This window comes from Arachnia sp., assembly GCF_057238465.1.
Window position 1 is genome coordinate 36470 of the sequence record NZ_DBHHFZ010000005.1, and the last position, 26150, is coordinate 62619.

A 26150-nucleotide genomic window follows, 5' to 3' on the forward strand; every position below is an offset into this window, starting at 1 on the left:
ATGGAACTGACGGTTCCGGTGGCCCTCCTCGCGGGGATCGTGTCCTTCGCATCCCCCTGTTTCCTGCCCATCGTTCCGGTCTTCGTCGGTCAACTCGTCGGCTCCGGGCCCGGGCGGGTGGACCGGCGCGTCGCGCTCGGGAACTCGCTGGCCTTCGTCGCCGGGTTCTCCATCGTGTTCATCGCCTTGTGGGCGTCGCTGGGGTTGCTGGGCAGATCCCTGGGTCCCCACGCCGTTCACGCCCGGATCCTCGGGGGAGCGGTGCTGGTGTTCATGGGGCTGCACGTCGCCGGGATCCTGCGGCTTCCCGTGCTCGACAGGCTGGTGAGGGGCCGGCTGCCCGTCGCGGGCGGGACCACGTCCGTGTGGCGCGCGGGACTCATGGGGGTGGTCTTCGGAGCCGGGTGGACGCCCTGCATCGGTCCGGTGCTCAGCGGCATCCTCACCCTGGCCACAGCCAGCTCCACCGTGTGGTCGGGGATGCTCCTGATGACCGCGTACTGCCTGGGCCTCGGCCTGCCCATCGTCGCGGTCGCCCTCGGATCGGCCGAGGTCACGCGGCGTTTCGACTGGTTCGCCAGGCACCACGTGGCGGTGTCCCTGGTGACCGGGGGGCTCCTGGTGGTGGTCGGTTTCCTCATGATCACCAACCTGTTCGCGTCGCTGGCCGGGTTGATCCCCGTGTTTGGAATCTAGAGGTGACCGATGAGTGATGACACACCCCGTCGAAGGGGAACCACCGACGGACTGGATGAGGCCCTTGACCTCTCGCCCGGCCGGTTCCTGCACGCGATCTATGCGCTGTTCCACAACAAGGCCTTCGGGCTCGTCCTGATCCTGCTGACCGGGTTGTTGTCGCTCATCGGGGTGCTGCTGCCGCAGAAGCCGCCGAACATCGCGGGCAATCCGGAGCGGCAGGCCGCCTGGCTCGACAAGGTGCGCGGCGGCACCGGAGGGTGGACGTCGATCCTTGACACCCTCGGTTTCTTCTCGATGTTCTCCTCCATACCCTTCCTGGTTGTGATGGGGCTGCTGGCCGCCTCGATCATCGCCTGCACCACGCACCGGATCCCCGTCATCTGGAAGGCGGCCCGCCACCCCCACGTCCGTGTGAAGCCCAGGTTCTTCGACGTCGCCGGGCTCCGCACCCGGTTCTTCACCTCGCAGAAACCGGACGACGCGCTGGATGTCATCGTCGCCGACGCCCGCCGCCACGGTTTGCGGGTCATCCGCGACGACAAGGGGCCGGGGCGGGGTGCCTACCTGGACCGCAACGCCTGGATGCCGTTCGGCACGGTGTTGGCGCACACGGCGTTCGTAATCATCATGGCGGGTTTCGTCGTCTCGTCGCTGACCGGGTTCCGCGATGAACGGTTCGCCCTTACCATCGGGTATCCCCGCGAGGTCGGGCACGGCACCACTCTGGTGGCCGAGGCCACGGGCTTCCGCGACACCTATTACGAAAACGGGGCCCCGAAGGATTACGTCGCCGACCTGGTGCTGCGCGACGGCGACAAGACGGTGGCGCAGCAGGAGGTCAGGGTCAACAGCCCACTCAGCCACGCCGGGTTCATGTTCCACCAAGCCTACTTCGGGGTCGCGGCGGTGATGCGTGTGACGGACGCATCCGGGGCGACGGTCTTCGAGGGTGGGGTGCCGCTGGAGTGGACCACGCAGGACAAGATCTTCAACTACGGGCACGTCACCCTGCCGGATCAAACCGTGATGTACGTGATCAGCCCCGCCTCCGGGCAGGTGGGGACGGGAATCGCGCCCGGCCAGGTGAGGGTCGAGCTACGCCGGGGAGAGAAGACCGCCCCGCTGACCTCGACCGTGATCGACATGGGGGTCGCGACCTCCGCCGGGGACTACTCGTTCACGTTCCAGCGGGAGCAGCAGTTCACGGGGATGATCCTGAGAAACGATCCCGGGACGGGAATCGTGTGGGCCGGGTTCGCCCTGCTGGTCGTTGGCACCTGCATGACGATGTTCTTCCGCCATCAGCGCCTGTGGGTGCGGGTGAGCGAGACCGAGGAGGGAACCTTGGTGCAGATGGCCTCCCCGGACCGGCGTGACTCCGGGTTCACGCGTTTCGTAACGGATATGGTCGAACGCGTCAGCACCCAACTGGCCGGCGCCACGACGAAGGGAGAACAACGATGATCGAGTACTCTCAGGCCTTGCTGCTCATAGCAACGATGCTCGTGGTCGTCTCCACCATCGCCTATCTCGGCGCGGTCCTCGCGGCGAGGATGTCGAGAACCTCGATTGCCACCTCGGCGGACGGGGTTCTCGTCGCTGCGGGTGACAGCGAGATCAAGGTCACGGGCGGCCTGCGGCGTGCGCCGCTGCGGCGTTTCACGGTGGCGTGGTGGGCCGCCAAATCCACCCAGCTGGCCCTGCTGCTGATGACGGGTGTGTTGATCACCCGGATGATCGCGACGGGGCACGCGCCCTTCTCGAACCATTACGAGTTCGCCATCGCCTTCTCCTGGGGCATGCTCCTGGCGCAGGTCTACTTCGAGTGGCGCTACCGGATCCGGACGATGTCGGTGATCACCCTGCCGGTGATCCTGGCCATGCTCATCTACGCCTCCACCATGTCGTACAAGCCGAACCCGTTGATGCCCGCGCTGCAGAACTCGCCGTTGCTGACGCTGCACGTGGTGACCGCGTCACTCGGGTATGGAGCCGCGCTGGTGGCCTTCGCGGCGGCCGTGATGTACCTGCTCGCGCCACACGTGAAGTGGAAGGGCTGGCCGAGCCAGGAGTCCCTCGACGAACTTGGCTACAAGGCCACCGTCGTCACCTTCCCGATGCTCACCCTCATGCTCATCCTCGGCTCCATCTGGGGCAATGTCGCGTGGGGCCGGTACTGGGGCTGGGATCCGAAGGAAACGGCGGCCCTGGTCACCTGGCTGATCTACGGGGCCTACCTGCACGCCAGGGTGACCAGGAGCTGGCGCGGTAAGAAATCGGCCTGGCTGCTGGTGCTGGCCTTCGTGGCCGTGGTGTTCACCTATCTCGGTAACCTGTTCTTCGGAGGACTGCATGCCTACACCTGATGACGACGAGGTGGCCGAGTTCCTGGAGGCCGACGAATCCACCCCGAAACCGGACCGGTCTCCCGGGCAGGAACCGGCTTGGCGCTCGAAGCTGCGTTCCTCGAGTTTCGGCCAGATCGCGGTGGTGCTGGTTACGGCCTTCGCCATAGCGGTGGCCGCCTGGTGGGTGGTGAAACCGGAGGATCAGGACCGGATCCGGGCCGAGACCGAGGCCGTGTCCCGGATCGAGGTCGCAGGGGTGCAGCACCCCCCCGCAGTGGGTGAGAGCGCCCCGGAATTCACCGCGACGGACATCAACGACGCACCTGTGTCGCTGGGGGAGCTGCGTGGCAAACCGGTGTGGCTGGTGTTCATGGCCACCTGGTGCACGGGCTGCCGCACGGAGATCCCGGATGTCCAGGGTGTCATCGCATCCCAGGGTGACGCGGTCCGGCTCGTCGTGGTTTACGTCGGTGAGAGCCGGAACACGGTGAGGGACTACTCGAAACGCGTCGGAAACGATTTCCCGGAGATCGCGGACCAGGACCAGCAGATCTCCGCGGCCTACGGAATCATGGGGGTGCCCACGCACTACTTCATCGACGCGGAGGGTGTGGTACGGCAACGGCACGTCGGGGTCCTGAGCCCCGACGCGATGGCCCAGGCCATCCAGAACGCGATGTCCTCCTAGGGTCTGCTGCGAAAGCCGTTTCCGGTCGGAGCGCCAAGTTTCCGGCCGCGTGTTCCCGGGCTTGTCGCCGCACCTTGAAACCGGTGCGCCACGGGTTCTGCAGGTGTGTTCGACCGGGCCGGGTTTTCGGCACTGTCCATGAAACACATGGCGTTCCGGTCCCATCCCCGGAACCTCCTAGACTGGGTGGGTTCGACGCATGAAGGAGAGACATGCCCGCGCTTCGTTCCCGCACGTCCACCCACGGCCGAAACATGGCCGGCGCCCGCGCGCTCTGGCGCGCCACGGGCATCACCGACTCCGATTTCGGTAAACCCATCATCGCGGTCGCGAACTCCTTCACCCAGTTCGTTCCCGGTCACGTCCACCTGCGTGACATGGGAAAACTCGTCTCGGAGTCCATCAGGCAGGCCGGGGCCGTGGGGCGCGAGTTCAACACCATAGCCATCGATGACGGCATCGCCATGGGGCACGACGGGATGCTGTACTCGCTGCCGAGCCGCGAGCTGATCGCGGACGCGGTCGAGTACATGGTCAACGCCCACTGCGCCGACGCCTTGGTGTGCATCTCCAACTGCGACAAGATCACCCCCGGCATGCTGCTGGCCGCGTTGCGTCTCAACATCCCCACGGTGTTCGTCTCCGGTGGTCCCATGGAGGCGGGCAAGGCCGTCATCCGCGACGGCCAGGCCGCCACCTCCCTCGACCTCATCAATGCGATGACCGCGGCTGTCGACCCGAATGTCAGTGACGAGGAACTGGGGCGTATCGAGGCCAGCGCCTGCCCGACCTGCGGGTCGTGTTCCGGGATGTTCACCGCGAACTCCATGAACTGCCTGCTGGAGGCGATCGGGCTGGCCCAGCCCGGCAACGGCTCCACCCTCGCCACCGCCGCGGCCCGCCGAGACCTGTTCGTCAACGCGGGGCGGCTCGTCGTCGACCTGTGCCGCCGCTGGTATGACGAGGACGACGCCTCCGTCCTGCCCTTGTCGATAGCCACGAAATCGGCGTTCAGCAACGCCATGCGCCTGGATGTCGCGATGGGTGGATCCACCAACACCGTTCTGCACCTGCTGGCCGCAGCCCAGGAGGCCGGGGTGGACTTCGACCAGGATGACATCGACGCCATTTCCCGTCTCACCCCCTGCCTGTCCAAGGTCGCGCCCAACTCGGAGCGCTACTTCATGGAGGATGTTCACCGCGCGGGCGGCATCCCTGCCATCCTCGGGGAGCTGCACCGCGGCGGGAAACTCGACGAGGACGTCCACGCCATTCACTCGCCGTCGCTGGAGCGTTGGCTGGCGGATTGGGACGTTCGCGGTGGCAGCGCGACCGAGGAGGCCGTCGAGCTTTTCCATGCCGCCCCGGGTGGGGTGCGCACCACCGTTCCGTTCAGCTCCACCAACCGTTGGGAATCCCTCGACCTGGATTCCGCGAACGGCTGCATCCGCTCCGTCGAGCATCCCTACACCGCCGACGGTGGCCTGGCGGTGCTGAAGGGCAACCTCGCACCCGACGGCGCCATCGTCAAGACCGCGGGGGTGCCGGAGCACCAGTGGGAGTTCACCGGCACCGCCTTCGTCACCGAATCCCAGGAGGAAGCGGTCGAATCCATCCTCGGCAGGAAGGTCAAGGAGGGTGACGTCGTGATCGTGCGCTACGAGGGCCCCAAGGGGGGTCCCGGGATGCAGGAGATGCTCTACCCGACCTCCTACCTGAAGGGGCTGGGGCTCGGGCCGAAGTGCGCGTTGATCACCGATGGCCGGTTCTCCGGTGGTTCTTCAGGGCTGTCGATCGGGCATGTCTCGCCGGAGGCTGCCGCAGGGGGGCCGATCGCGCTGGTGCGCACCGGTGACGAGATCACCGTCTCCATTCCCAACCGGTCGATCACGCTGAACGTGCCCGACGAGGAACTGGCGGCCCGTCGCGCCGAGCTGGAGGCCGGCAACGGTTACCGTCCCGCAGCCCGGCAACGGCAGGTTTCGACCGCGTTGAGGATCTACGGTTCGTTGGCGCAGTCGGCGGACAAGGGGGCGTCGCGGCGTTTCGACGGTTGATTGCCGCGTTTGTGTCCGAACAGGAAGAAGCTGGCCACCGCCGCGGCCATCACGGTGAGTCCCGCGATCGTCATCGCGGGGCTGTGTTCCCACGCCATGGACAGGAGCATGAGGCTGATCATTCCACCCGTGCCCCAGATGAACGCCCAGACGATGCAGCCGACGATCACGGCCGGCAGATAACGGCGCATCGGCACCCGGGCCACGCCGGCGGCCAGGTTGACCATGGTTTGCAGACCGATGACGAGGAAGCTCAGGGTGACCGCGGGCGGGCCCCAGCGTTTCAGCCAGGAGCTTCCCACCCGGTAGGGGCGGGTTTCCAGTACCCGTCGCCAGCGGGTGTGGCTCGTACCCGCGACGATGCCGCGTCCGATCCAGTAGGTGCCGTTGGAGCGGATCATGACAATGCAGAAGAGCGCCAGGATCGTCAGCCCGTAGGGCAGGTTCCAGTCCTGTGGGTGCATCGGATCCTCTCGGGTCGGGAAGCAACAGCTTAGGCCACCCTGACCTCGGGAACCAGCGGTGGGTTCTGCCCGTTCCCAAATGCACAGGGACGATGGCCGGGCGGTTCGGGTGGTGGGCCCGGGCGGTGGGGTGTGAGAATTCTCGGGCGCTCCGCCGGGGCGCCCCCCGTTTTTGGTTTGCTAGGTTGAGTCCGGGAGGTGGGCTGCATGGCTGACATTGAAGATTTTGATCTGGACAAGACAACCAGGCAGGCATGGGACGACTTCACCGAGAGACTCGCCGATGTGCTGTCCGTGATGGACGCCAGCGCCGACCTGACCATTTCCGCGGTCAACGGAGAGGAGACCCGCGAGACCCCACCCACGGTGCGTTTCTCGGCCGTTGAACCGGGGGTGGTCGAGGCCACCCTGGTCGGCGTCGACTCGCCGCGGCTCGCGGAACTGGGCTGGATCTCCTCCCCCCGGGGGATCACCGCCCGCAGGGACCAGGAGGAGGCCACCGAGCTGGCAAACCTCACCACCGCCACCATGACCGAGGTGGTGGGTGTGCTGCACCCGATCTTCCTGGAACCCGATCAGCTGGCGGAGCTGTTGACCGCCCGGGAGAGCACCCCGGTCAAACCCACCCCCGGACCCTACGGCGTGGTGCTTCCCACCAGCCAGGCGCAGCTCGACGCCATCGTCGATGCGGAACTGGAACAGATGTTCGGGCATCCCGCGCTGCGAAACGCGGCGGGGGAGGTGGCCATCCGGGTTGGTTCCACCATGGTTTTCTGCCGTTCCACCCCGGACTTCGAGGAGCTGGTGCTGTTCGCGGTCCTCGTGCACGACGTGAACGGACGCTCCCGGGCCTGTGAGGTGCTCAACGACCTGAACGTGGAGTCCCGTTACTGCCGGTTCGCCCTGCACCGCGACCGGGTGTTCGTGCAGGTCTCGGTACCCGCCCAACCGTTCGTCCCCCGACACCTGCGGCAGGCCCTCGAATCCATCTCCCACGTCGCCGATGGCATCGACGACGACCTGGCCCACAAACTGGGTGGACGCACCACCTTCCCCACCACCGGCTGAGTGGATCCAGCCACTAGAGTTCTCCCATGACCGAGGTCACATACTTCGAGCGGCTGGACGTTCCCGAGTGCCTGCGACTTCTCAGGGGTGGGGGAGTCGGGCGTGTGGTCTGGCAGGACGACGACGGACTGAGCGTGCTGCCCGTGAACTACCGGGTCATAGATGACTCGGTGGTGTTCCAGACCAGTGCCGCCTCGACGCTGGCGCGCCTGGCGGAACCCACGCCGGTCGCGTTCCAGGTGGACGAGGTCGACGACGCCACCGCGGTTGGCTGGTCGGTGCTGGTCCGGGGGACGAGCGGAGCCCGGGATGCGGGTGAAGTCGTCAGTTTCCTGCCGCGGGACCCGGCCGTCGGCGTGGTGGTGAGAATCGAAGAGGTGACGGGCCGGGTGATTTCCGGCAATCCCGTTCCCCGGAGTTGAGGAGGAAGACATGGAGGACCGCAAGCTCGTGGTGGTGGGCGTCGACGGCAGCGAGGACGGGTTGCGTGCAGTCAAGTACGGTGCCAGTTTCGCGGCCGAGACCGGCGGCGAGCTGCTGCTGGTGCACGCCGTCGACGACGCCATGCTGGCCGGGGCGTGGGGCGTGGTCTACGATCCCGAGGTGCTGCAGAACGCCGGGGTCAGCGCCAACGAGGCGGCGGCTGCCCGGGCCCGGGAGATCGGCCTGCCGGAGGAACGAATCCGCACCGAGGTGGTGCTCGGTTCACCCGGCGGGGTGTTGGGGAGGCTCAGCGAGGTGGCGGACCTGATCGTCGTGGGTCGGCGTTCCGTGTCCGGGCTGGAGCGCATGTTCGTCGGTTCCACCAGCGTTTCCGTGGTCGCCGGTTCACGCTGCCCGGTGCTGGTGATCTCCGCTGCCGCGCACCCGCAGGACGTCGGGAACAAGAAACTGATCGGGGTCGGGCTCAACACCAGCCGGGTGAATCACTCCACCTTGGCGGCCGCCTTCGAACAGGCCCAGCTGCTCGGTGCCCGGCTTGAGATCGTCCACGCGCTGCAACCACCCATCGGGCTGTTCGGCCCGAAACTGGGGCCCGCCGACCTGGAGGAGCTGATCCGTTTCACCCGGGGCGGCATCGAGGCGATGGCAACGGAACAGAGCAAGACCTTCCTCGACGTGCCCTACGAGGTGGTCGTGGTGGCGGCCACCCCGATCAACGAACTCGTCACCCGGTCCGAGAACTACGACCTGTTGGTGCTCGGTGCCGGCGAGGAGGCCATCCCGGGGTTCGGGCTGGGTGGCCTGTTGCGAGGTCTGATGGCCCACTCGCTGTGCCCGCTTTACATCACCCACGGTAAGTGAACCAGCAGCCACGGCTCGCCTTCGACCCGGCGCTGCCGATCTCCGCGGAGGCGCCGGGAATCGCATCCCTCATTCGCGATCACCAGGTGGTCGTGGTGGCCGGTGAAACCGGGTCGGGCAAAACCACCCAGCTCTCGAAGATCTGTCTGCTGGCGGGCAGGGAGCGGATTGCCCACACCCAGCCGAGGCGGATCGCGGCCCGCACCGTCGCGCACCGGATCGCCGAGGAGTGCGGCACGGAGCTGGGGGAGTTCGTCGGCTACCAGGTGCGCTTCACCCGCAGGGTGAGTCGCGCCACCCGCATCAAGGTGATGACCGACGGCGTGCTGCTCAGCGAACTGGCCCACGACCGCGACCTGGAACGCTACGACACGATCATCATCGATGAGGCACACGAACGCAGCCTCAACATCGACTTCCTGCTCGGCTACCTCAAACAGCTCCTGGCACGTAGGCCGGAACTCAGGGTGATCGTCACCTCCGCCACCATCGACACCGCCCGGTTCGCCGCCCACTTCGGCGACGCGCCGATCGTGGAGGTCTCCGGGCGCACCCATCCCGTCGAGATCCGCTACCGGCCCGTCGGGGAGGACGACGACGAGGTGGACGCCATCGCCGCTGCCGTCGGCGAGTTGGCGGCCACCACATCCTCGGGGGACGTGCTGGTCTTCCTGTCCGGGGAACGGGAGATCCGTGACGCCGCGGATGCCGTGGGTGCCCTGAAACTCGCGGGCTGGGAGACCGTTCCCCTGTACGCGAGGCTGGCGGCGGCCGACCAGCAGAGGGTCTTCCAGGCCCATTCCGGCAGACGGGTGGTGCTCGCCACCAATGTCGCGGAGACCTCGATAACGGTGCCGGGCATCCGGTTCGTGATCGACGCCGGCACAGCCCGCATCTCCCGTTACTCGGCGCGCACCAAGGTGCAACGGCTGCCGATTGAGCCGGTCTCGCGGGCCAGCGCCAATCAGCGGGCGGGTCGCTGCGGCCGGCTCGGCCCGGGGGTCGCGATCCGGCTCTACAGCGAGGAGGACTTCAACTCCCGACCCGAGTTCACCGAACCGGAGATCCTGCGCACCAACCTGGCCACCGTAATCCTCCAGATGGCCCAGGCCGGGCTCGGCGAGATCGAGAACTTCCCGTTCGTGGAGGCCCCGGTCGCCTCGCAGATCAGCGACGGCCTGCGGGTGCTGCAGGAACTGGGTGCGATCAAACCGCGCCGCCGTCACGAAAGAGTGCGGCTCACCCGCACGGGACGCCTGCTGGCGCGGATGCCCGTCGATCCCCGGCTCGGCCGGATGCTCATCGAAGGGGCCCGGAGAGGGGCGTTGCGCCAGGTGCAGGTGATCGTCGCAGGACTGACCGTGCCCGATGTGCGGGAACGCCCCAGCGAACACCAACAGGCCGCCGACGAGATGCACCGGCGTTTCACGCAACCGCCTGCCGGCGAAACCGATTCCCCCGCAGACGGAGAACCCCGACGCCACACCGTCCACACCGGCACCCGTCCCGTTGAACAGGGCAGGGGTTCCCTGGCGGGCGGCGACTTCGAGGCCCTGTTGAATGTCTGGGAATACCTCAGGAAACGTCGCCGGGAACTTTCTGGAAGCGCGTTCCGCAAGCTGTGCCGGGCCGAGTTCCTGCACTTCGTGAGATTCCGGGAATGGGAGGACCTCGTCTCCCAGCTCCGTGAGGTGTGCCGGGAACTGGAGCTGCCCGGTGAGGGAGACGCGGCGATGGATGTCGTCCTCGACTGCCTGCTCACCGGGTTGCTGTCCAACATCGGGCTGGCCCTGCCGCCGCCCCCGAAGGTGCACGGCAGGCGCCGGCCCCTGACCGAGTACCAGGGAGCGCGGGGCGCACGGTTCGCCATCGCGCCCGGTTCGGCGTGCTCGAGGTCCACACCCCCGCTGGTTGTGGCCTACGAACTGGTCGAGACCTCCCGGCTGTGGGCGCGCACCGTCGGCCCGGTGACCGCGGCACAGATCGAACGCGCCGCCGGGGACCTGGTGACCCGCACCCTCTCCGAGCCGACCTTCTCGCCCCGCAGCGCCACCGTCACCGCCAGTGAAACCGTCAGCCTGTTCGGGGTGCCGATCGTCTCCGGGCGCCGCACGAACTACGCGGCGAGCCATCCCGAGCAGGCCCGGGAAATCTTCATCCGCACCGGACTGGTGGAACGGGAATGGGAGACCCGCAACCCGGTGGTGGTGGCGAACCGGTTCGCCTACGACGAGGCCGAGAAGCTGACCGACCGGATGCGGCGACCCGAGCTGCTGATCTCCGACCAGGCCCTCCACGACTTCTACGCCGCCAGGCTGCCCGCCGAGGTGGTTTCCGGGGCAACGTTCGACAAATACGTGAAATCCCTGGGCGACGACTCCGCGCTGCGGCTGACGCCCGCGGACTGCATGACCGACCCCGGGGCGCTCAGCATCACCGATTTTCCCGACCGGTGGCAGGTATCGGGACTGGAACTGCCCGTCAGCTACGTCTACGACCCCGGGGCGGGGCACGACGGCGTGACGATCGAGGTGCGGCTGGAACAACTCGGGGTCCTGGAGCCGGAACCCTTCACCTGGCAGGTGCCGGGGCTGCGTGAGGACCTTGCGACCGCCTTGATCCGCAGCCTCCCCAAGAAGGTCCGAACATCCTTCGTACCCGCCCCCGACTTCGCCCGCCGCGCAGTGGCCTGGCTCCGGGAACGGGAAACGGGAGACAGCACCGCCTTCCCCGAGGCGCTGGGACGGGCACTCACCGCCCTCACGGGGGAGCGGGTGGCCCCCGGTGACTGGCGGCCCGAGACCGTGGACTCCCACCTGCGGCCGACCTTCGTCGTGGTCGAGGGACGCAGGGAGGTGGGCCGGGGCGAGGACCTGGCGGCTTTGAAGACCCGGCTCAGCGCGAAGGTGGCCTCGCGGCTGACCCGCTCCGCGGGGCGGATCGCGACGACGGGCCGCACCGACTGGGACTTCGAGAAGCTGCCCCTGACCCAGCGCCTCGGCGGGGGAGTCGAGGGCCATCCCTGCCTGGTGGACGAGGCAGACAGCGTCGGGGTGCAGGTGGTGGACTCGGCCGCGAAGGCGGAACGCCTCCATGCCGCGGGGTTGCGGCGCCTGCTCACGCTGGTGAACCCGTCGCCGATCCGCTGGGTGGTCTCCCACCTCGGAAACTCCGAGAAGCTGGCTCTCGGGGCGAGCCGGTACGACTCGGTGCCGGAACTGCTGCAGGACGCCTGGCTCAAGGCCTCCGACCGGCTGCTGCGGGCGGTAACGGATCCGGTCAGGGTCCGTGACGAGCAGGAGTTCCGGCGCGTCGCGGAGGCGGTACGTGCCGACTGTCCCGCCACCACGGTCGCCGTGGTCGGCACCGCGGCGCGGGCCCTGGCGGCCCAGGCGGTGGTGGAGCGGCGGCTCGCTGCGCTGCCGGGGGACGACGAGGTGCGCTCGGACATCACCGAGCAGCTGGCCAACCTCACCTTCAAACGGTTCATCTCCGCCACCCCGGATCCGTGGTTCGACCGCATCCCGGTGTGGATCGAGGCCTGCGAGACCCGACTCGCCACCCGCGGCAGGAATCCCGCGAGGGAGGAGCGCAACCGCTTCGAGATCATGGAACTGGAAACCCGGTACGGACAGCTGTGCGAGGCACAGCCCCCCGGGCCGCTGCCAGCTGAGGTGGAGGAGATCGCGTTCCTGCTGGAGGAGCTCCGGGTCAGCCTGTTCGCGCAGGGGACGCGCACCCTGGTGCCCGTCTCGGCGAAACGAATCTCCCAGGCCATGGGAAGGATTGGGCGATAATGGTCGGGTGCCAGCCACCACAGACGACCTGATGCAGCTCTTCGACCTCGTCGAGGTCGGCAGGGGAAGGTTCCGGGGCCCGCAACCGGACACCGAGTGGCAGCGGCTGTTCGGCGGGCAGGTGATGGCGCAGAGCCTCGTGGCCGCGATGCGGACCGTTCCCGAGAACCGGGTGGTGCACTCGCTGCACGGGTATTTCCTGCGCCCCGGTAGCCGCGAGGAACCGCTGCGGTTCGCGGTGGAGCATGTCCGGGACGGTCGCACCTTCTCGGCGCGCCGGGTGATCACCCGCCAGTACGACGACGTGATCTTCGACCTGAACATCTCCTTCCAGAAACCGGAGGAGGGACTCAGCCATTCGGCGGTCCAACCCGAGTCGGTGGCCTCGCCCGAGGACTCCTCGCCGCTGGGACAGGTGCTGCAGGACCGCTTCGGGGCCCCGATCCGGATGCTGTCGGAGTGGGACGCCCTCGACGTGCGGCTGGCCTCCACCCCGGTGCCGAGCCAGAACGGTGGAGTGATGCGGGCCTGGGTGCGAACCCAAGACGCCATGCCGGAGGATCCGCGTCTGCACGGGGCCGTGCTGGCCTACCTGACGGATCTGCTGCTGCTCAGCGTCTCCACCGTGCAGCACGAGGTGGAGTTCCTCTCCCCGAACCTGCAGACCGCCTCCATCGATCACGCGATGTGGTTCCACCGCCCGGCCCGCTGCGACCGATGGCTGCTCTACGACATGATCTCGCCTTCGGCCTCCGGGGCCCGGGGGTTCTGCCAGGGCAGGTTGTTCCAGGACGGGAAACTGGTTGCCTCCTGCGCCCAGGAAGGACTGATTCGGATTCTCAGGTGATTCGGATCAGGGATGGCGGGCGGTCAGGCGGCGGCCTGGTATTCGCGCATCTTGGCCAGGGCGAGACGCTCGATCTGGCGGACCCGTTCGGCGGTGATCCCCCAGTGCTGCCCGATGTCGGCCAGCTTGGCCTGGCGTCCGTCGAGGAGACCGTAGCGGCGGCGCACCACGTCGGCGGAGCGGTCGTCGAGGGCGGAGAGCATCCCGTCGAGGCGGGCGCGTTCCTCCGCGTCGAGCACCACCTCGTCCGGACCGGGGGCGGTTTCGCGGGCGATCAGGTCACCCAGCGCGGTGTCGCCGTCGGCCTCGACGGGGGCGTCGAGGGAGACGTGATCGCGGGCGTAACGGATCAGGTCGATGACCTTCTCCTCGGCCAGGTTCAGTTCATCGGCGATCTCGCCGACCTCGGGTTCGCGGCCCAGGGTGCGTTCCAGGTTGCGGCGCACCGCGGACACCTGGTTGACCTGTTCGGCCACGTGCACGGGCAGACGAACGATACGGCCCTGCTGCGCGATGCCGCGGGAGATGGCCTGCCTCACCCACCAGGTGGCGTAGGTGGAGAACTTGAAGCCCTTGGTGTGGTCGAACTTCTCCACGGCTCGGATCAGGCCGGTGTTGCCCTCCTGCACCAGGTCGAGCAGCGGCATCTGGGCGCGGCCGTACTTGCGCGCCACGGAAACCACCAGACGCAGGTTCGCCTTGATGAAACGCTGCATGGCCTGATCGCCGAGTTCGACGAGTTGTTCGAGTTCTTCGCGAGTGGCGTCCGTTGAGGTGGTCTCGCTGCCGTCGAGGATTTCGCGGGCGAACAACCCGGCCTCTATGGCCCGGGCCAGCTGCACCTCTTCCACGGCGTTCAGCAGAGGGGTCTTGGCTATCGCGTCCAGGTAGAGCCCCACGGCATCCTTGCCATCGATGCCGTCGGTGCTACGGGTTCGCGCAGTCGTGATCATTGGATCCGCCTTTCTGACGTCTACACCCATCAAAACGCTCCTGGCGGGTCAAAGGTTCCCGAAATTGTGACCCAATCGTTATCTCAGGGGTACCTCAGACCGTGGTATGACGCCTGCGGTGGCCAGTCAGGCCCGAGGTGGGGAGGAACCCGTAGAAGGTCGTGTTTGAGTGTCGGGGGAGCCCGTGGAAAGATGGATTTCAACGCCCCTTGACCGCAACGGGGGTGTTCTGTGCCCAGATGCGAGGAGAAACCGCTGTGACCTCTGGTTCGAGCTCCGAACAGGCTCCGAAGACCACCCGTAGTCGCGCGAGGAAGACCGCCACCGAAACCGTGGAGAAGGAAACCGAGCCCACCACGAAGCGCACCCGCGCCACGAAGGCCGCGAAATCCGAGGACAAGGAGAAGACGACCGGAACCAGGACCACCGCAGCCAAAACCGCCGCCTCGGCGACGGCCAAGAGCAAGGCCGCGGGAACCAAAACCACCGCATCGAAGGCAACCAAGACCAAGACCGCCGCAACCAGGACCGCGAAGGCCACGGGCGGGACGACCGGCACCAAGAGCACCAAGGCAGCCGCGAAGACCACCAAGACCGCAACCACCAAACCAACCCGTTCCCGGGCGAAGTCGAAGGCGGATGTGGAGGATGCCGAACCGACCATTGCGCAGCTCACGTCGGGGGAGATCGAGGTCGAGGTGCAGCGCGACGGCAACGATGTCGTGTTGAAGGTCGGGGGCAAGAAACGTTCCCTCGACGAGGTGGACGACTCCCAGTTCGTGGAGGAGAAGGAAGCCACCCTCGAGAAGGAGCTCGTCGAGGAGGAGGGCTTCTCCCTCTCGGACCAGGACGACGCCGACGAACCGGAACAGCAGGTCGTCTCGGCCGGCGCGACCGCCGACCCCGTCAAGGACTACCTCAAACAGATCGGCAAGGTCGCCCTCCTCAACGCCGTCCAGGAGGTGGAGCTGGCCAAACGGATCGAGGCCGGGCTCTTCGCGGAGGAACGGATCGCGGATGTCGAGAACCCCGTTCTCCCGGAGGACCTCGAGGACTTCGAGTGGATCGCGAACGACGGGCGCAACGCCAAGAACCACCTTCTCGAGGCGAACCTGCGGCTCGTCGTCTCCCTGGCCAAGCGTTACACGGGCCGCGGGATGCTGTTCCTCGACCTGATCCAGGAGGGCAACCTGGGTCTGATCCGCGCCGTGGAGAAGTTCGACTACACCAAGGGCTACAAGTTCTCCACCTACGCCACCTGGTGGATCAAGCAGGCCATCACCCGGGCCATGGCCGATCAGGCCCGCACCATCCGCATCCCCGTCCACATGGTGGAGGTCATCAACAAACTGGCCCGCGTGCAGCGGCAGATGCTGCAGGACCTCGGCCGGGAACCAACCCCGGAGGAGCTGGCGAAGGAACTCGACATGACCCCGGAGAAGGTGGTCGAGGTTCAGAAATACGGGCGCGAACCCATCTCCCTGCACACCCCGCTCGGTGAGGACGGCGACTCCGAGTTCGGTGACCTCATCGAGGACTCCGAGGCGGTCGTGCCCGCGGACGCGGTGAACTTCACCCTGCTGCAGGAACAGCTCAACGACGTCCTGGACACTCTCTCCGAACGGGAGGCGGGTGTGGTCTCGATGCGTTTCGGGCTCACCGACGGCCAGCCGAAGACCCTCGACGAGATCGGCAAGGTCTACGGGGTGACGCGGGAACGTATCCGCCAGATCGAGTCGAAGACCATGAGCAAGCTGCGGCACCCGTCACGTTCCCAGGTGCTTCGCGACTACCTCGACTGAACAACGGCCGCCTGCACTTGGGGGCATGTTAAGGAGAGAACTTGCGAGAAAATCCACGTTCCTTCGAGGACGACACCCCGACCGTGGAGCTGCCAGCCGTCACGGCGCCGCTGCCCCCGGTGCAGCCGGCTCCAGTCCGGCAGCAGGCGCCGGCGCAGCCACCCCCGACGCAGATGCAGCCGCGGGTGGGGTCGTGGGCAACCCCGACCGAGGTCGACGCCGTCGCCATTCCCGTTTCCGACAGGCGAGCCCCGGGGCCCCCGGCCGAATCCGAGAAGGAACGCCTGCGGCGCGAGATGAACGAGTGCCGGCTGGCGGTCTGGGAACGTAGGTTCGTGGCCTGCGTGCGCTGGTTGTATGCGCGTGCCAGGATGGCGGTTTACATCACCGCTGTCGTGGTGCTGCCGGGACTGCTGTTCCCGCCCGTGAAGGCATACCTGAACTGGGTGATGGTCGCGAACCTGGCCCTGGTGGGTTTCGTCGCGGTTTCCCTGGTGGCGGGGGAGGTCACCAGCCGGAAACCGCAGTGGCCCTGCATGTTCGGTGCCCTGTTCCGGCTGCTGCTGGTGGGCGGTTTCGCCATAGCCTGCGGCTACGTCAGCGATGCCGACCCGTGGAAGGAGACGTTCGCTTCGCTGTTGAGCTTCGCCAGGCCCGTCTGGTTGCAGATCCAGGCCTTTCTGGACTACGCATCCCTCGATCACGCCGTCTTCATGTGGTTGGGTGTGCTGCTGGCGCACCGCAGCCTCAGGACCCTGGCCGAGGGCGGGAGAATCCACCTGGAGGGCATGTCACGATTCGGAACCCGGCCCGGCTGGGGTCTGAAGGACTACTACATCGGTCCGGATCCGCGCAGGCAGCAGGGCCGGGTGGACGCCCCCGGCGTTTTCGCCTACCGCCGGGCGGCGTTCCGTTTCTACCTCGGCCGTTTCTGGGTGCTGCTCAGCAGCGTCTACGTCGTCGTCCTGATTTTCCTGATCGCCTCGGCGTGACGGGTCACCGGGCCCGGACCGTGGCCACGGCCTTCGCGACGGCCTCCAGGTTGCCGTCGTTTAGGGCCGCGACACACATCCGGCCCTTCTCGGTGCCGTAGATGCCGTGGTCGCGGCGCAGCGTGAGCATCTGGTCCCGGGACAGACCCGAGTAGCTGAACATGCCGACCTGCTGGGCGATGAAGTCCATGTCCTCGATGCCCTCGGCCCGCAGCGCATCCACGAGGCGGGTACGCATCTGCTTGATGCGGTCACGCATCCGGCCGAGTTCCTGCTCCCAGGAGGCCCGCTGGGTGGGGTCACCGAGCACGCTGGCGACGATGGCCGCGCCGTGGGTGGAGGGGTTGGAGTAGTTGGTGCGGATGCAGATCTTCACCTGCGACAGCACACGGGTGGCCTCCTCCGCGTCCCGGCAGACGATGTGCAGGGCGCCGATGCGTTCGCCGTAGAGCCCGAACGACTTCGAGAACGAGGTCGAGACGAACACCGGCAGCCCGGCCGCCACGAAGCGGGAGATCACGGCCCCGTCCTCGGCTACCCCGGCCCCGAAACCCTGGTAGGCCATGTCCAGGAACGGGATCAGATCGTGATCCGTGATGACCCCGATCACCCGGTCCCACTGCTCGGGGGTCAGGTCGTAGCCGGTGGGGTTGTGGCAGCAGGCGTGCAGCACCACCACGGTGCCCGGCCGCGCCGCCTCGAGGTCGGCGACCATGCCATCGACATCGATGCCTTTCGCCTCGGCGTCGTAGTAGCGGTATGTGCCGACGGTGAAACCGGCGCGGGTGAAGATCGCCCGGTGGTTCTCCCACGACGGATCCGAGATCAGCACGGGGGAGCCGGGGCTCAGGGTCGCGATGAAATCGGCGCCGACCTTCAGGGCACCGGTGCCACCCAGGCTCTGCGCCGTGGCGATGCGGCCCTGCGCGACTGCGGGGGAATCGGCGCCGAAGACCAGTTCCCGCACCAGGCGGACGTAGTCGGGGAGTCCGTCGATGGGGAGATAGGCGTGCGGTTTCGCGGCCGCGGCCAGCCGGTCCTCGGCGGCACGGACGCATTCCATCAGCGGCATCCGCCCGTTCTCGTCGAGGTAGACGCCGATCCCGAGGTTAACCTTGGAAGTGCGCTCATCCGCTCTGAACGCTTCGTTCAACCCCAGGATCGGATCGGCGGGAGCCAGTTTGACGTCTTCGAAAACGGACATGCGTGGGCCTCATTTCTGTTCAGCATCCCAAGCCTAGCGTTTCGCGTCCCGCGGGCCCGTGGTTCGCACCAGGCCGCTCGCCCGCCGGGCCCGGGTGCCGACCGCCTTCCGCAGCGCGTCCGGGGAGCCGTACAGCCGAACCCCCGATTCGGCGCGGGTGACGGCCGTGTACAGCAGTTCCCGGGTCAGCAGCGGTGAACCCGGTGGGGGCAGGATCACGCTGACCCGCTCGAACTGGCTTCCCTGCGACTTGTGGATGGTCATGGCGTGCAGTTCCTGGGCCGCATCCAGCAGCAGCGGGTTCAACAGCTCCGCGTTTCCACCCCGGTCCACGGCCGCCAGCAGACGCCCGTCGATCTTGATGATCACCGCGACATCACCGTTGCTGACCACATCTGAATTGCGAGTGACGATCAACGGTTGGCCCGGGTACTGCCCCACATCGGGTGCGTAACCCGGCAGCGTCGCGGCCAGGTGCCTGCGCACCGCCTGCTGCCAGTGCCCGGTTCCGAAGGGCCCCTCCCGGTGCGCGCAAAGCAACCGGTGACGCTCCAGGGCCCGCACGGCCCGGTTGCCGTCACCCGCCAGCGCGGCGGCCAGGGCATCGTGGGCGGCGGCCCCGACATCGGCGGCCAGCGCAGGCAGGTCGGCCAGCGGCTCGGTGCCGGTGTACGCGGTCAGCGTGCACGTCTCCGATCGTTCCAGCAGCGCCAGACAGCCGTCCGCGTCGCCATCGCGGATGGCCTCGGCCAGCCGGGCCACGTCGTCGAGGTTGCGGTGGCTGCCGCCCAGCTGCACCACGGCGGGCCCACCCGGGGAGGTGACCAGGTCCGGGGCGGCGGAGATGTCGGCCAGCACCGCCCCCGCATCCACGGAGGCCAGCTGGTTCGGGTCGCCGATCAGGACCAGCCGGGTGGAGTCGGCCACCGCATCCAGTAGCCACGACATCAACGTGATCGACACCATCGACGTCTCGTCCACGATCACCACGTCGAAGGGCAACGGGTTCAGTGCGTCATGGGTGCGTTCCGCGCGACCCGGGACCACGCCGAGGATCCGATGCAGCGTGCCGGCGGTCAGGGCGACCCGTTCCGGGTGCTGCAACCTGTCGCGCACTGCGGTCTCCAAACGGGTGGCGGCCTTCCCGGTGGGGGCGGTCAGGGCGACGGTGACCGGGCTCCGGCTGGTCAGCGCGTCGATGATCCGGGAAACCACCGTCGTCTTGCCGGAACCGGGACCGCCCGTTATGACGCTGGTGCGGGCCCGGATGGCCGCCCGGACCGCGGCGTCCTGGGTGGGGTCGGGAACCATGCCGGGCCCGGGGGCGGGTGGTTCGGGGGAGGGTAGATCCGGCAGTGCGCTGCGACGCCTGAGGCCGGCGGCCAGGTCCCGTTCCTCTGTGAAGAACCGGTCCAGGTACAGCAGACCATCGACCAGACGGAACGGCCGCGGCCCGGCCTCCGGGCCGGCCACCGCAGGTGAGGCCGCCACCGCCGCGGCCCAGGCCTGCGGTTCCGGCCAGGGCAGTTCGACGGGTTCCGCCACCGATCCGTCGTCGGTTTCGCCGGGAACGATCAGCTCGGGTGCGCAGGCCAGGTCCAGGCACACCGACCCCAGGCGCAACTCCCGCACCGTCAGGGCGAGGGCCAGCAGCACCCGGTCGTCGCTCTCCCCGAAGTAGGCGGCCATCCGGCGGGCCAGGTGGAAATCGGCCACGTGAATCATCCCGGCCTCGGCGAAGGTCCTCAGCAATCCCGTGGCCGCCACGGGAACCTCCGGTCCTCTCACCTTCCACCTCCCAGCAGATCGGAGACCTCGACCACCAGCGCGGCCGGCGGGAACCACTCGAAAACCCCGCAGCGGCCACCCGCCACCACCGGGGTCCCGGGTCCGGCCATGCCCCGCACGAACAGATAACCCACCCCACCCAGGTGTTTCCCGGGTGAATAACCGGGCAGCCGCCAGGTCAGGAAACGGTGCAGGGCGGCGCAGTAGAGCAGCGCCTGCAACGGGTAGTGGGCCTGCATCATGGCCTCCGCCATCGCGGATGGGCCGTAGTGTTCGACGGACAGTTCCTGCTCCGGTGGGACCGGGAGCCGGTTCGTCTTGTAGTCCACCACCACGAACCTCCCGGAGGGTAATTTCAACACCACGTCGATCGAACCGGTCAGGAAACCCCTCAGCGGAGCGCTGGCGGTGTCGGTGGCGAGCAGCCGGGCCGGATAGGGGGCGAGCGGGTCGGAGGCGGGCAGGTGCCCGGACATCGCCTCCGCCAGGTCCGCGACCAGACTGGCCGGGCCGCGATCCCCCAGGGGCAGGTCGAAGTTCAGTTCCGCCAGCCGCTCGGCGACGGGCAGGTCCGCCAGGGCGCCGTCCCACAACCCCCCCAGCGGGGTTGTGACCACCAGCTGGAGGGCGTCGGCCAGCCGCTGCGCCTGGTCCCGGTCCAGCCCGAAGGCGGGGGCCTCGGCGGCCACCGCCTGCTGCACGTGCCCCGGATCGCTCCAATCCGCCTGTTCCAGGACCTCGTGGACGAGAGTTCCGAAACGCGCCCCGGCGGGCAGGTCGTTCATGGGGGAGGGGGTGGTGGGGCCGTCGGTTTCCCCGGGGAGCAGGTCGAGCTCCTCCGGTTCGTCCGGTGCGTTCTCGTGGAGGTTCGCGGTCAGCCCGGAATAGGAGGTGCGACGCCAGTCCTGGTCGATGTCGCGGGTGAAACGGGCAACCCGGAGCTCCCCGGAACCCGGTTCGGGGGCGGGGACCGGGAGCCCGGACCCCCAGGGGGGTGAGGTGACCGGGGACAGGTGCACCAGCCCCGGGTCGAAACCGAAAGCGGGGGGCAGCCCGGGATATTCGGGGCGAAGCCGCGGGACCGAGCGGTCGCGGCACAGCAGCGCCGTCAAGGGCCCCGAGGATGCCCGGCGGTCCATCACGTGCCAGGCGATCGCCAGGTGCTTGGCGCGGGTGAGGCCCACGTAGAGCAGGCGGAGTTCCTCGTCGCGCGCCTGCCGCCTGGCGACGGCGGCAAGTTCGTCACGGCTGCCGGGGCGGGCACCGACGTGCAGCACCCGCCGGCCGTCCGCGTCCAGGTAGGGGAAGGCGCCGCGCAGGTTCACCTCGGTGACACTCACCTGCGGCAGCAGCACGATCGGGAACTCCAGGCCCTTCGCCGAGTGCATAGTGCACACCCGCACCGCCGCCTCGTCGGAGGCCAGGCGGGTGGCCGGTTCGTCCCCGGGGGTGGTGGCCCGGGAAACCAGCCAGGCGTGGAGCCCGTCGAGGTCGGTGGCGTCCGAGCCGAGCAGCAGTTCACCGACCCGGGTCAGGTCGGCCAGGTGGCGTTCCCCGTCCCCGAGCCGGGCCAAGTGGGGGCCGAGACCCGCCAGCAGCTCACCGACCAGCGAGGCCACCCCGCCGGCCGCGAAACACCGCGCCAGTTCGTGGACCCGCTGCGACGCGGGGGTTTCGTCGCGCCCGGCCAGCAGATCGGTGGCGGGCAGGCCGAGCAGCTCACCCAAGGCGGCCTGGAGGATGCGGGCGCGGGTCGGCTGGGCGACGGCGGCGAGCACCGCCAGCCAGTCGGCCACGGCCGGGGAGTCGAGGGCGGAACCGGGACCGTGCCAGGTGGCGGGCAGGCCCGCAGCGCGCAGCTCGGAGACCAGGGCCAGGCCCCGGCCGCGGGTTCGGGTGAGGATCGCGATGTCGTGGGGTCCGACGGGCCGCTCCCCTTCGCCGCTGCGGAATCGCGCCCCGGCCAGCAGCGCCCTCACGTGCGCCACCACGTCTTGTGTCACGGCGCGTTCCGGGTTTTCGGTGGCCCCGGGGCCGTGTCCGCGCAGCCAGATGCGGGCCTCGGGGGCGGCGTCGAGAACCAGGACCTCCTCATCCGGGGAGCGGGCGGGGCGCACAGGGGTGACCCGGATGTCCGAATCACCCAGGTAGAGATCCCCGAACAGGTTCGTCACCCCGGCGACCACCCCGGGTTCGCTGCGGTGGTTGGTCTCCAGGGTGGCGCGGTGCCGGACCACCCGTGTGGCCTCCAGGTAGGAGCCGAGATCCGCGCTGCGGAAACCGTAGATCGACTGTTTGGGATCGCCGATCAGCGTGATCATCGCGTCTGCGTCCACGAAGGTGCGCCGCAGGATGGCCCACTGGTCCGGGTCGGTGTCCTGGAACTCATCGACCAGCACGACGGGGAAGCGACGCCGGAGCTCCGCGCACACCTGCTCGGCAACCGGGGAGCTGGTGACCAGGGACCGCAACCTGCCCGGCAGGTCGTCGAAACTGACCAGCCCCAGGGCGCGCCGCCGTGCCGTGAAACGGGCCCGCACCCGCTCCTGGAAGTCCAGCAGCTCTTGGTTGGCCGAGGCGAAGGGCAGCCGCGACGGGGCCGCGGTGGCGGCGACGAGAAGCGCACGGCGCGCGTCCAGCGGCGGGGCCGGATGGTGGAGGTAGCTGGCCAGGTACTCGTCGGTGGCGCACTCACGCACCAGGGTGGAGACGTCGGCGGTCACCTCGTCGGCGCCGTCCCAGTCACCCAGCACACCCAGGCTCTCCAGCTGTCCCTGGCAGAACGAGTGGATGGTGGTGATCGTCGCGGTCCCGAAGTGGTCCAGGGCCGCCTGGAGCCGTTCCCGGTGACGTGGGGCGTGGCGACCCGTCCCGAGCAGCCGCGAGACCGGATCCGCGGGTTCGGGCCCGCCCGCCAGCAGATCCCCCAGGTCTTTCGCCACGGATGCGATCCGGGAGTGGACGCGGCCCCGCAGTTCCGTGGCGGCCGCGTTGCTGAAGGTGATCAGCAACAGCTCCCCGATTCCCACCCCCGTCTCGGCGATGTGGCGTGCCGCGAGTCCCGCGATGGTCCAGGTCTTGCCCGTCCCGGCGCTGGCCTCCAGCAGCATCGGGCCATCGGGCAGGGGATCGGTGATATCGAACGGAATCATCGCGAGGCCTCCAGGAGGGGGGAGTGCAGGGCCAGCGCCCAGCCCCCGAAAGCGCCGAAACGTTCGGGACCCGCCGGGTCGCCTTCCAGGGGAGGATCGGTGAACAGCTCCGAGGCGGGGCCGGTGTAGAAATGCTCCCAGTGCGCCGGACGCCAGGCCCAGGGGGAGCTCCAGTTGGTGGTGGGCAGGTCCCAGTCGGCGGCGTTGAATCTTCGTTCCCGGGCCGACTCCGCCAGCGCCCGGGCCGGTTCCGCCGGAACCGGGACGAGCCTGGAACGACTCAGGCGGGCCCCGCGCACCAGAACCTCCAGGTGTGCGGCGGCCTCCTGCGGTGGGGTGAGCGTCACCGACCCCGGGAAGAGTTCGCCGTAATGGCGTCGCAGGTGATGGATGCGGGCCCGCGCGCTGAACCCGGAGGCCGCCAGGGCCAGCAGCTGCACCCACGGCTCGAACAGGGGACGGGGCAGGTCGCTGGGGGAGAGCACCACCAGTTCGTCGCCGCGCAGCCGCACCGTGCCCGTCAGCCGCAGACCGGAGCATTCCAGGTCGACGGGGATGTCGCGGACCGGGCGGTCCCAGTCCGGGCGGGCCTGCTGCCAGAGCCGCCGGACCAGTTCCACGTCCGCTTCGAGAACCGCACCTCCCAAGGGGCCGGTGGGCAGCAGCTCCCTGCGCGCCTCGGCGAGGACCGCCTCGTCGGGGGATTGCCCGCCGCGGGCCGCCGCCAGCAGCCGGGAACGAATCCCCCAGGCGTCCAACCCGGCCGCGCTGAGCGGCAGGTCGTTGCTGATCTCCGGGGCGAAGTTCCCCCGGATCCCCGCCCGTTCACGCAGGAAAGCGGCCGCGGGGTCGCGCAGGAAACGGGTCACCTCGTCCAGGGACATGGGGCCGGTGTCGTCACCGACGGGCAGTTGGAGGGCGGCCCTGCGACGCACCGCGCTGGCCGGCGCGGCCCCGGCGGGTTCGATTCGCAGGCTGCGGGCCATCTCCAGGGCGGCGGTGTCGAAACTCGGGTCGGGGCCCGTGAAGTTCTTCTCCGAATGCGCCGTCAGGGGCGGTTCCCGCATCTCGGGTGTGACGCCCAGCCGGCGCCACAGCCAGGTGAGGGTGGTCGGGTGTTCCCGGACGGCATCGGTGGTCTCGGAGCGGTGCTGGTGCACCACCACCAGGTGCCGGGCGGCCCGGGCATGATCCAGCAGGTCCTCCAGGCGTTCCTGCCCGGGATCCGGCAGGATGCCGGGGATTGCGTCGGGAATGGGATCGAGCATGCCGTCCTCGAAACCGAGCAGCGCGACCACGGGGAAGTCCACGCCCTTGAGCTCCCCCGGGCCGACGACGGCGAGATTGCCATTGCCGACCACCGTGCGCGATGCGGGCTCGGTGGCGAGCTGCTCCAGCAGCCGGGTGAAATCGGAGGCCGTCACCCTGACGGGGCTGGTGGCCCCCTCCTCCGCCAGCCGTTCCAGGCGGGAGGTCGCCTCCTGGAGCAGCGGATCGTCCGCGGGCGGCAGGCCGACGAGCTCGTCGAGCAGCCCCCGGGCCCGGGTGATCCACTCAGGAATGGTGGCGGGTTCGGCGGCGGCCGCGTAACGCCGCAGCCGGGTGAAGATCTCCGTGAGCGACCCGATCAGTTCCAGCTCCGACGTGCCGACGGCATCCACGCCGGAGATGGGCAGGGCCGTGCTTCCGGGGGTCAGGGCGAGCCCTGCCAGCAGCCGGTCGAGGCCCCGGGCCCAGGTGTTCTGAGCGATCCCGGGAAGCCCCTGCTCCGCGCGGTGCCGGGCGTCGAGGCCCCAACGGATCCCGGCGGCGTCGACCAGCCGGGCCAGTTCGTCGCGTTCCGGCAACCGCCAACGGTACGAGATCGGTGCCAGGTCCAGCAGATCCAGCAGGGAACTGGCGGTGACGCGGGAATCCCGCAGCCCGGTGGCCTCGGCCAGGGTACGCAGCACGGGATTGGGGGCGCGGACCTCGGGTGGGGCCTGGAGTCGCAGGCGCCGGCCCGGGTGGGAGCTGCCCTCGAGCGGCGCGAATGCCAGGCAGAGGGCGGGCCACCAGGCCGCGGGGTCGGGAACAACCACCAGGATGTCCCGCGGTTCCAGGCCGGGATCCTCCTGCAGGATGCGGCACAGTTCATCGCGCAGCACCTCGGCCTGTCGCAGCGGGTCGTGGGAGCCCAGCCAGGTGATTCTCTGCGGCCTCGCCGTGCCGTCCAGTTCCAGGAAGGGGACCTCCCGGCGCCGACCGATGGCCTCCAGCAGCAGCTTCGTCGCCGCCGGCAGGTCCGGGCAGTGCAGCACGGCCGTGGCAGGTCCGGGTGTCTCCGCCAGGGCGGCGCTCAGCCGTGTCAGCTCCTCGACCGGATCCCATTCGAGGATCTCGGTGACGCGCACCGTGAGCTCCGGTTGCCAGCTCAGATGCCCGGGTAGTTCCTCGGCGGCCTCCTCCGGGTCCGCCAGCCAGCGGGCGAGCAGCTCCGGGTGATGCTCCGAGTAGCGACGCAGCAGGACGGCAAGGCGCTGCGAGGTGCCGCGCAGCCTGCCCGGGCCCGCCCCGAGATGCTCCGCCACCACGGGATGCGATCCCTGGAAATCCGGGTCCTGGAGGACCTCCCGGATCGCCAGTTCCAGTGCCAGACCCCGCCACGGGGAGGGTTCCCCGTCGCTCAGTTCCGCCTGCAGCTGCGCCGCCCAGCGGTCGGCCGGTATCAGATCCACCCCCGCGAGGATGCCGATCCGGGCGGCCAGCGCCTGTCCCGCCAGGCGCGCGGTGGCGGCCGACGAAGTGACGATCCGAACGCGTTCCAGCACCCCGGGACGCAATTCATCCAGCCACGCCGCCAGGGCGTCGATCAGATCCTCCCAACGCCCCGCCACTCTCCTGTCCAAAGCGATGATCCTCTCCTTCCCTGCGATCGATCACATTAGTGCGCGCCACCGACAAAACCGCGGGGCGGGGCACCGGTCGGGGTTTTGTCGGCTTGGCC

18 protein-coding genes are annotated in these 26150 nt (G+C 68.7%); 12 read left to right on the plus strand and 6 right to left on the minus strand.

Annotation, left to right across the window (positions count from 1 at the left end):
* The 5 genes from ACO6D6_RS07070 to ilvD all read left to right on the plus strand — a co-directional run bounded on the left by ACO6D6_RS07070 (position 1) and on the right by ilvD (position 5792).
* Entirely contained in the window at positions 1-696 is a 696-nt protein-coding gene (locus ACO6D6_RS07070; RefSeq protein ID WP_484784447.1) for a cytochrome c biogenesis CcdA family protein, read from the plus strand.
* Positions 697-705: 9 nt separating this feature from the next.
* The gene (locus tag ACO6D6_RS07075) at positions 706-2163 is read left to right on the plus strand and encodes a cytochrome c biogenesis ResB family protein (protein WP_484784449.1); all 1458 of its coding nucleotides are present in this window, start codon (positions 706-708) and stop codon (positions 2161-2163) included.
* The gene (gene ccsB / locus ACO6D6_RS07080) at positions 2160-3065 is read left to right on the plus strand and encodes a c-type cytochrome biogenesis protein CcsB (protein WP_484784451.1); all 906 of its coding nucleotides are present in this window, start codon (positions 2160-2162) and stop codon (positions 3063-3065) included. Before ACO6D6_RS07075 ends, ccsB begins: the two co-directional genes overlap by 4 nt.
* A complete protein-coding gene (locus tag ACO6D6_RS07085) occupies positions 3052-3735 on the plus strand; it encodes a TlpA family protein disulfide reductase (RefSeq protein ID WP_484784452.1) in 684 nt (227 codons plus the stop codon). The genes ccsB and ACO6D6_RS07085 overlap by 14 nt, the downstream gene beginning before the upstream one ends.
* A 212-nt stretch (positions 3736-3947) precedes the next feature.
* On the plus strand, positions 3948-5792 hold the full coding sequence (gene ilvD, locus ACO6D6_RS07090) for a dihydroxy-acid dehydratase (protein WP_484784455.1): 1845 nt from the start codon (positions 3948-3950) through the stop codon (positions 5790-5792).
* On the opposite strand, the gene ACO6D6_RS07095 is transcribed toward ilvD, so the two are convergent.
* Complete coding sequence (locus tag ACO6D6_RS07095; RefSeq protein WP_484784456.1) at positions 5735-6256, minus strand: DedA family protein; 522 nt, start codon at positions 6254-6256, stop codon at positions 5735-5737. The two genes, ilvD and ACO6D6_RS07095, sit on opposite strands and share 58 nt — an antisense overlap.
* A 207-nt stretch (positions 6257-6463) precedes the next feature.
* Here ACO6D6_RS07095 and ACO6D6_RS07100 point away from each other — a divergent pair, with 207 nt between their 5' ends.
* From ACO6D6_RS07100 to ACO6D6_RS07120, 5 genes are read left to right on the plus strand one after another with little or no spacing between them, the layout of a single operon-like run.
* Positions 6464-7324 (plus strand): T3SS (YopN, CesT) and YbjN peptide-binding chaperone 1, encoded by an 861-nt coding sequence (locus tag ACO6D6_RS07100; RefSeq protein WP_484784458.1) that lies wholly within the window; start codon positions 6464-6466, stop codon positions 7322-7324.
* Positions 7325-7350: 26 nt separating this feature from the next.
* On the plus strand, positions 7351-7746 hold the full coding sequence (locus tag ACO6D6_RS07105) for a pyridoxamine 5'-phosphate oxidase family protein (RefSeq protein ID WP_484784460.1): 396 nt from the start codon (positions 7351-7353) through the stop codon (positions 7744-7746).
* 10 nt (positions 7747-7756) lie between these two features.
* The gene (locus ACO6D6_RS07110; RefSeq protein ID WP_484784461.1) at positions 7757-8629 is read left to right on the plus strand and encodes a universal stress protein; all 873 of its coding nucleotides are present in this window, start codon (positions 7757-7759) and stop codon (positions 8627-8629) included.
* A complete protein-coding gene (hrpA, locus tag ACO6D6_RS07115) occupies positions 8626-12426 on the plus strand; it encodes an ATP-dependent RNA helicase HrpA (RefSeq protein WP_484784463.1) in 3801 nt (1266 codons plus the stop codon). The genes ACO6D6_RS07110 and hrpA overlap by 4 nt, the downstream gene beginning before the upstream one ends.
* 7 nt (positions 12427-12433) lie before the next feature.
* Complete coding sequence (locus tag ACO6D6_RS07120) at positions 12434-13273, plus strand: acyl-CoA thioesterase (RefSeq protein WP_484784465.1); 840 nt, start codon at positions 12434-12436, stop codon at positions 13271-13273.
* Between the two features lie 23 nt (positions 13274-13296).
* Here the strand turns inward: ACO6D6_RS07120 and ACO6D6_RS07125 are convergent, their stop codons facing one another.
* Positions 13297-14226 carry a sigma-70 family RNA polymerase sigma factor gene (locus ACO6D6_RS07125; protein WP_484784466.1) on the minus strand — a complete coding sequence of 310 codons (930 nt, stop codon included), beginning with the start codon at positions 14224-14226 and terminating at the stop codon, positions 13297-13299.
* 239 nt (positions 14227-14465) lie between these two features.
* Here ACO6D6_RS07125 and ACO6D6_RS07130 point away from each other — a divergent pair, with 239 nt between their 5' ends.
* Together ACO6D6_RS07130 and ACO6D6_RS07135 are read left to right on the plus strand one after the other, a co-directional pair.
* The gene (locus ACO6D6_RS07130; protein ID WP_484784468.1) at positions 14466-16028 is read left to right on the plus strand and encodes an RNA polymerase sigma factor; all 1563 of its coding nucleotides are present in this window, start codon (positions 14466-14468) and stop codon (positions 16026-16028) included.
* Between the two features lie 41 nt (positions 16029-16069).
* Positions 16070-17020 carry a hypothetical protein gene (locus ACO6D6_RS07135; RefSeq protein ID WP_484784470.1) on the plus strand — a complete coding sequence of 317 codons (951 nt, stop codon included), beginning with the start codon at positions 16070-16072 and terminating at the stop codon, positions 17018-17020.
* 4 nt (positions 17021-17024) lie between these two features.
* On the opposite strand, the gene ACO6D6_RS07140 is transcribed toward ACO6D6_RS07135, so the two are convergent.
* The 4 genes from ACO6D6_RS07140 to ACO6D6_RS07155 are packed head-to-tail and all read right to left on the minus strand — an operon-like array spanning position 17025 to position 26052.
* Positions 17025-18224 carry an amino acid aminotransferase gene (locus tag ACO6D6_RS07140; protein WP_484784472.1) on the minus strand — a complete coding sequence of 400 codons (1200 nt, stop codon included), beginning with the start codon at positions 18222-18224 and terminating at the stop codon, positions 17025-17027.
* 33 nt (positions 18225-18257) lie between these two features.
* Entirely contained in the window at positions 18258-20012 is a 1755-nt protein-coding gene (gene recD / locus ACO6D6_RS07145) for an exodeoxyribonuclease V subunit alpha (RefSeq protein ID WP_484784474.1), read from the minus strand.
* A complete protein-coding gene (locus ACO6D6_RS07150) occupies positions 20009-23164 on the minus strand; it encodes a UvrD-helicase domain-containing protein (protein WP_484784475.1) in 3156 nt (1051 codons plus the stop codon). The genes recD and ACO6D6_RS07150 overlap by 4 nt, the downstream gene beginning before the upstream one ends.
* Positions 23161-26052 carry an exodeoxyribonuclease V subunit gamma gene (locus tag ACO6D6_RS07155; RefSeq protein ID WP_484784476.1) on the minus strand — a complete coding sequence of 964 codons (2892 nt, stop codon included), beginning with the start codon at positions 26050-26052 and terminating at the stop codon, positions 23161-23163. Before ACO6D6_RS07155 ends, ACO6D6_RS07150 begins: the two co-directional genes overlap by 4 nt.
* Positions 26053-26150: the final 98 nt, after the last annotated feature.

Coding starts and splice junctions, on each gene's coding strand:
- ACO6D6_RS07095 (WP_484784456.1), bottom strand. CDS start 6,256: ATGCACCCACAGGACTGGAACCTGCCCTACGGGCTGACGATCCTGGCG.
- ACO6D6_RS07130 (WP_484784468.1), top strand. CDS start 14,466: ATGCGAGGAGAAACCGCTGTGACCTCTGGTTCGAGCTCCGAACAGGCT.
- ACO6D6_RS07100 (WP_484784458.1), top strand. CDS start 6,464: ATGGCTGACATTGAAGATTTTGATCTGGACAAGACAACCAGGCAGGCA.
- ACO6D6_RS07150 (WP_484784475.1), bottom strand. CDS start 23,164: ATGATTCCGTTCGATATCACCGATCCCCTGCCCGATGGCCCGATGCTG.
- ACO6D6_RS07110 (WP_484784461.1), top strand. CDS start 7,757: ATGGAGGACCGCAAGCTCGTGGTGGTGGGCGTCGACGGCAGCGAGGAC.
- ACO6D6_RS07105 (WP_484784460.1), top strand. CDS start 7,351: ATGACCGAGGTCACATACTTCGAGCGGCTGGACGTTCCCGAGTGCCTG.
- ccsB (WP_484784451.1), top strand. CDS start 2,160: ATGATCGAGTACTCTCAGGCCTTGCTGCTCATAGCAACGATGCTCGTG.
- ACO6D6_RS07070 (WP_484784447.1), top strand. CDS start 1: ATGGAACTGACGGTTCCGGTGGCCCTCCTCGCGGGGATCGTGTCCTTC.
- ACO6D6_RS07085 (WP_484784452.1), top strand. CDS start 3,052: ATGCCTACACCTGATGACGACGAGGTGGCCGAGTTCCTGGAGGCCGAC.
- ACO6D6_RS07125 (WP_484784466.1), bottom strand. CDS start 14,226: ATGATCACGACTGCGCGAACCCGTAGCACCGACGGCATCGATGGCAAG.
- ACO6D6_RS07140 (WP_484784472.1), bottom strand. CDS start 18,224: ATGTCCGTTTTCGAAGACGTCAAACTGGCTCCCGCCGATCCGATCCTG.
- ilvD (WP_484784455.1), top strand. CDS start 3,948: ATGCCCGCGCTTCGTTCCCGCACGTCCACCCACGGCCGAAACATGGCC.
- ACO6D6_RS07075 (WP_484784449.1), top strand. CDS start 706: ATGAGTGATGACACACCCCGTCGAAGGGGAACCACCGACGGACTGGAT.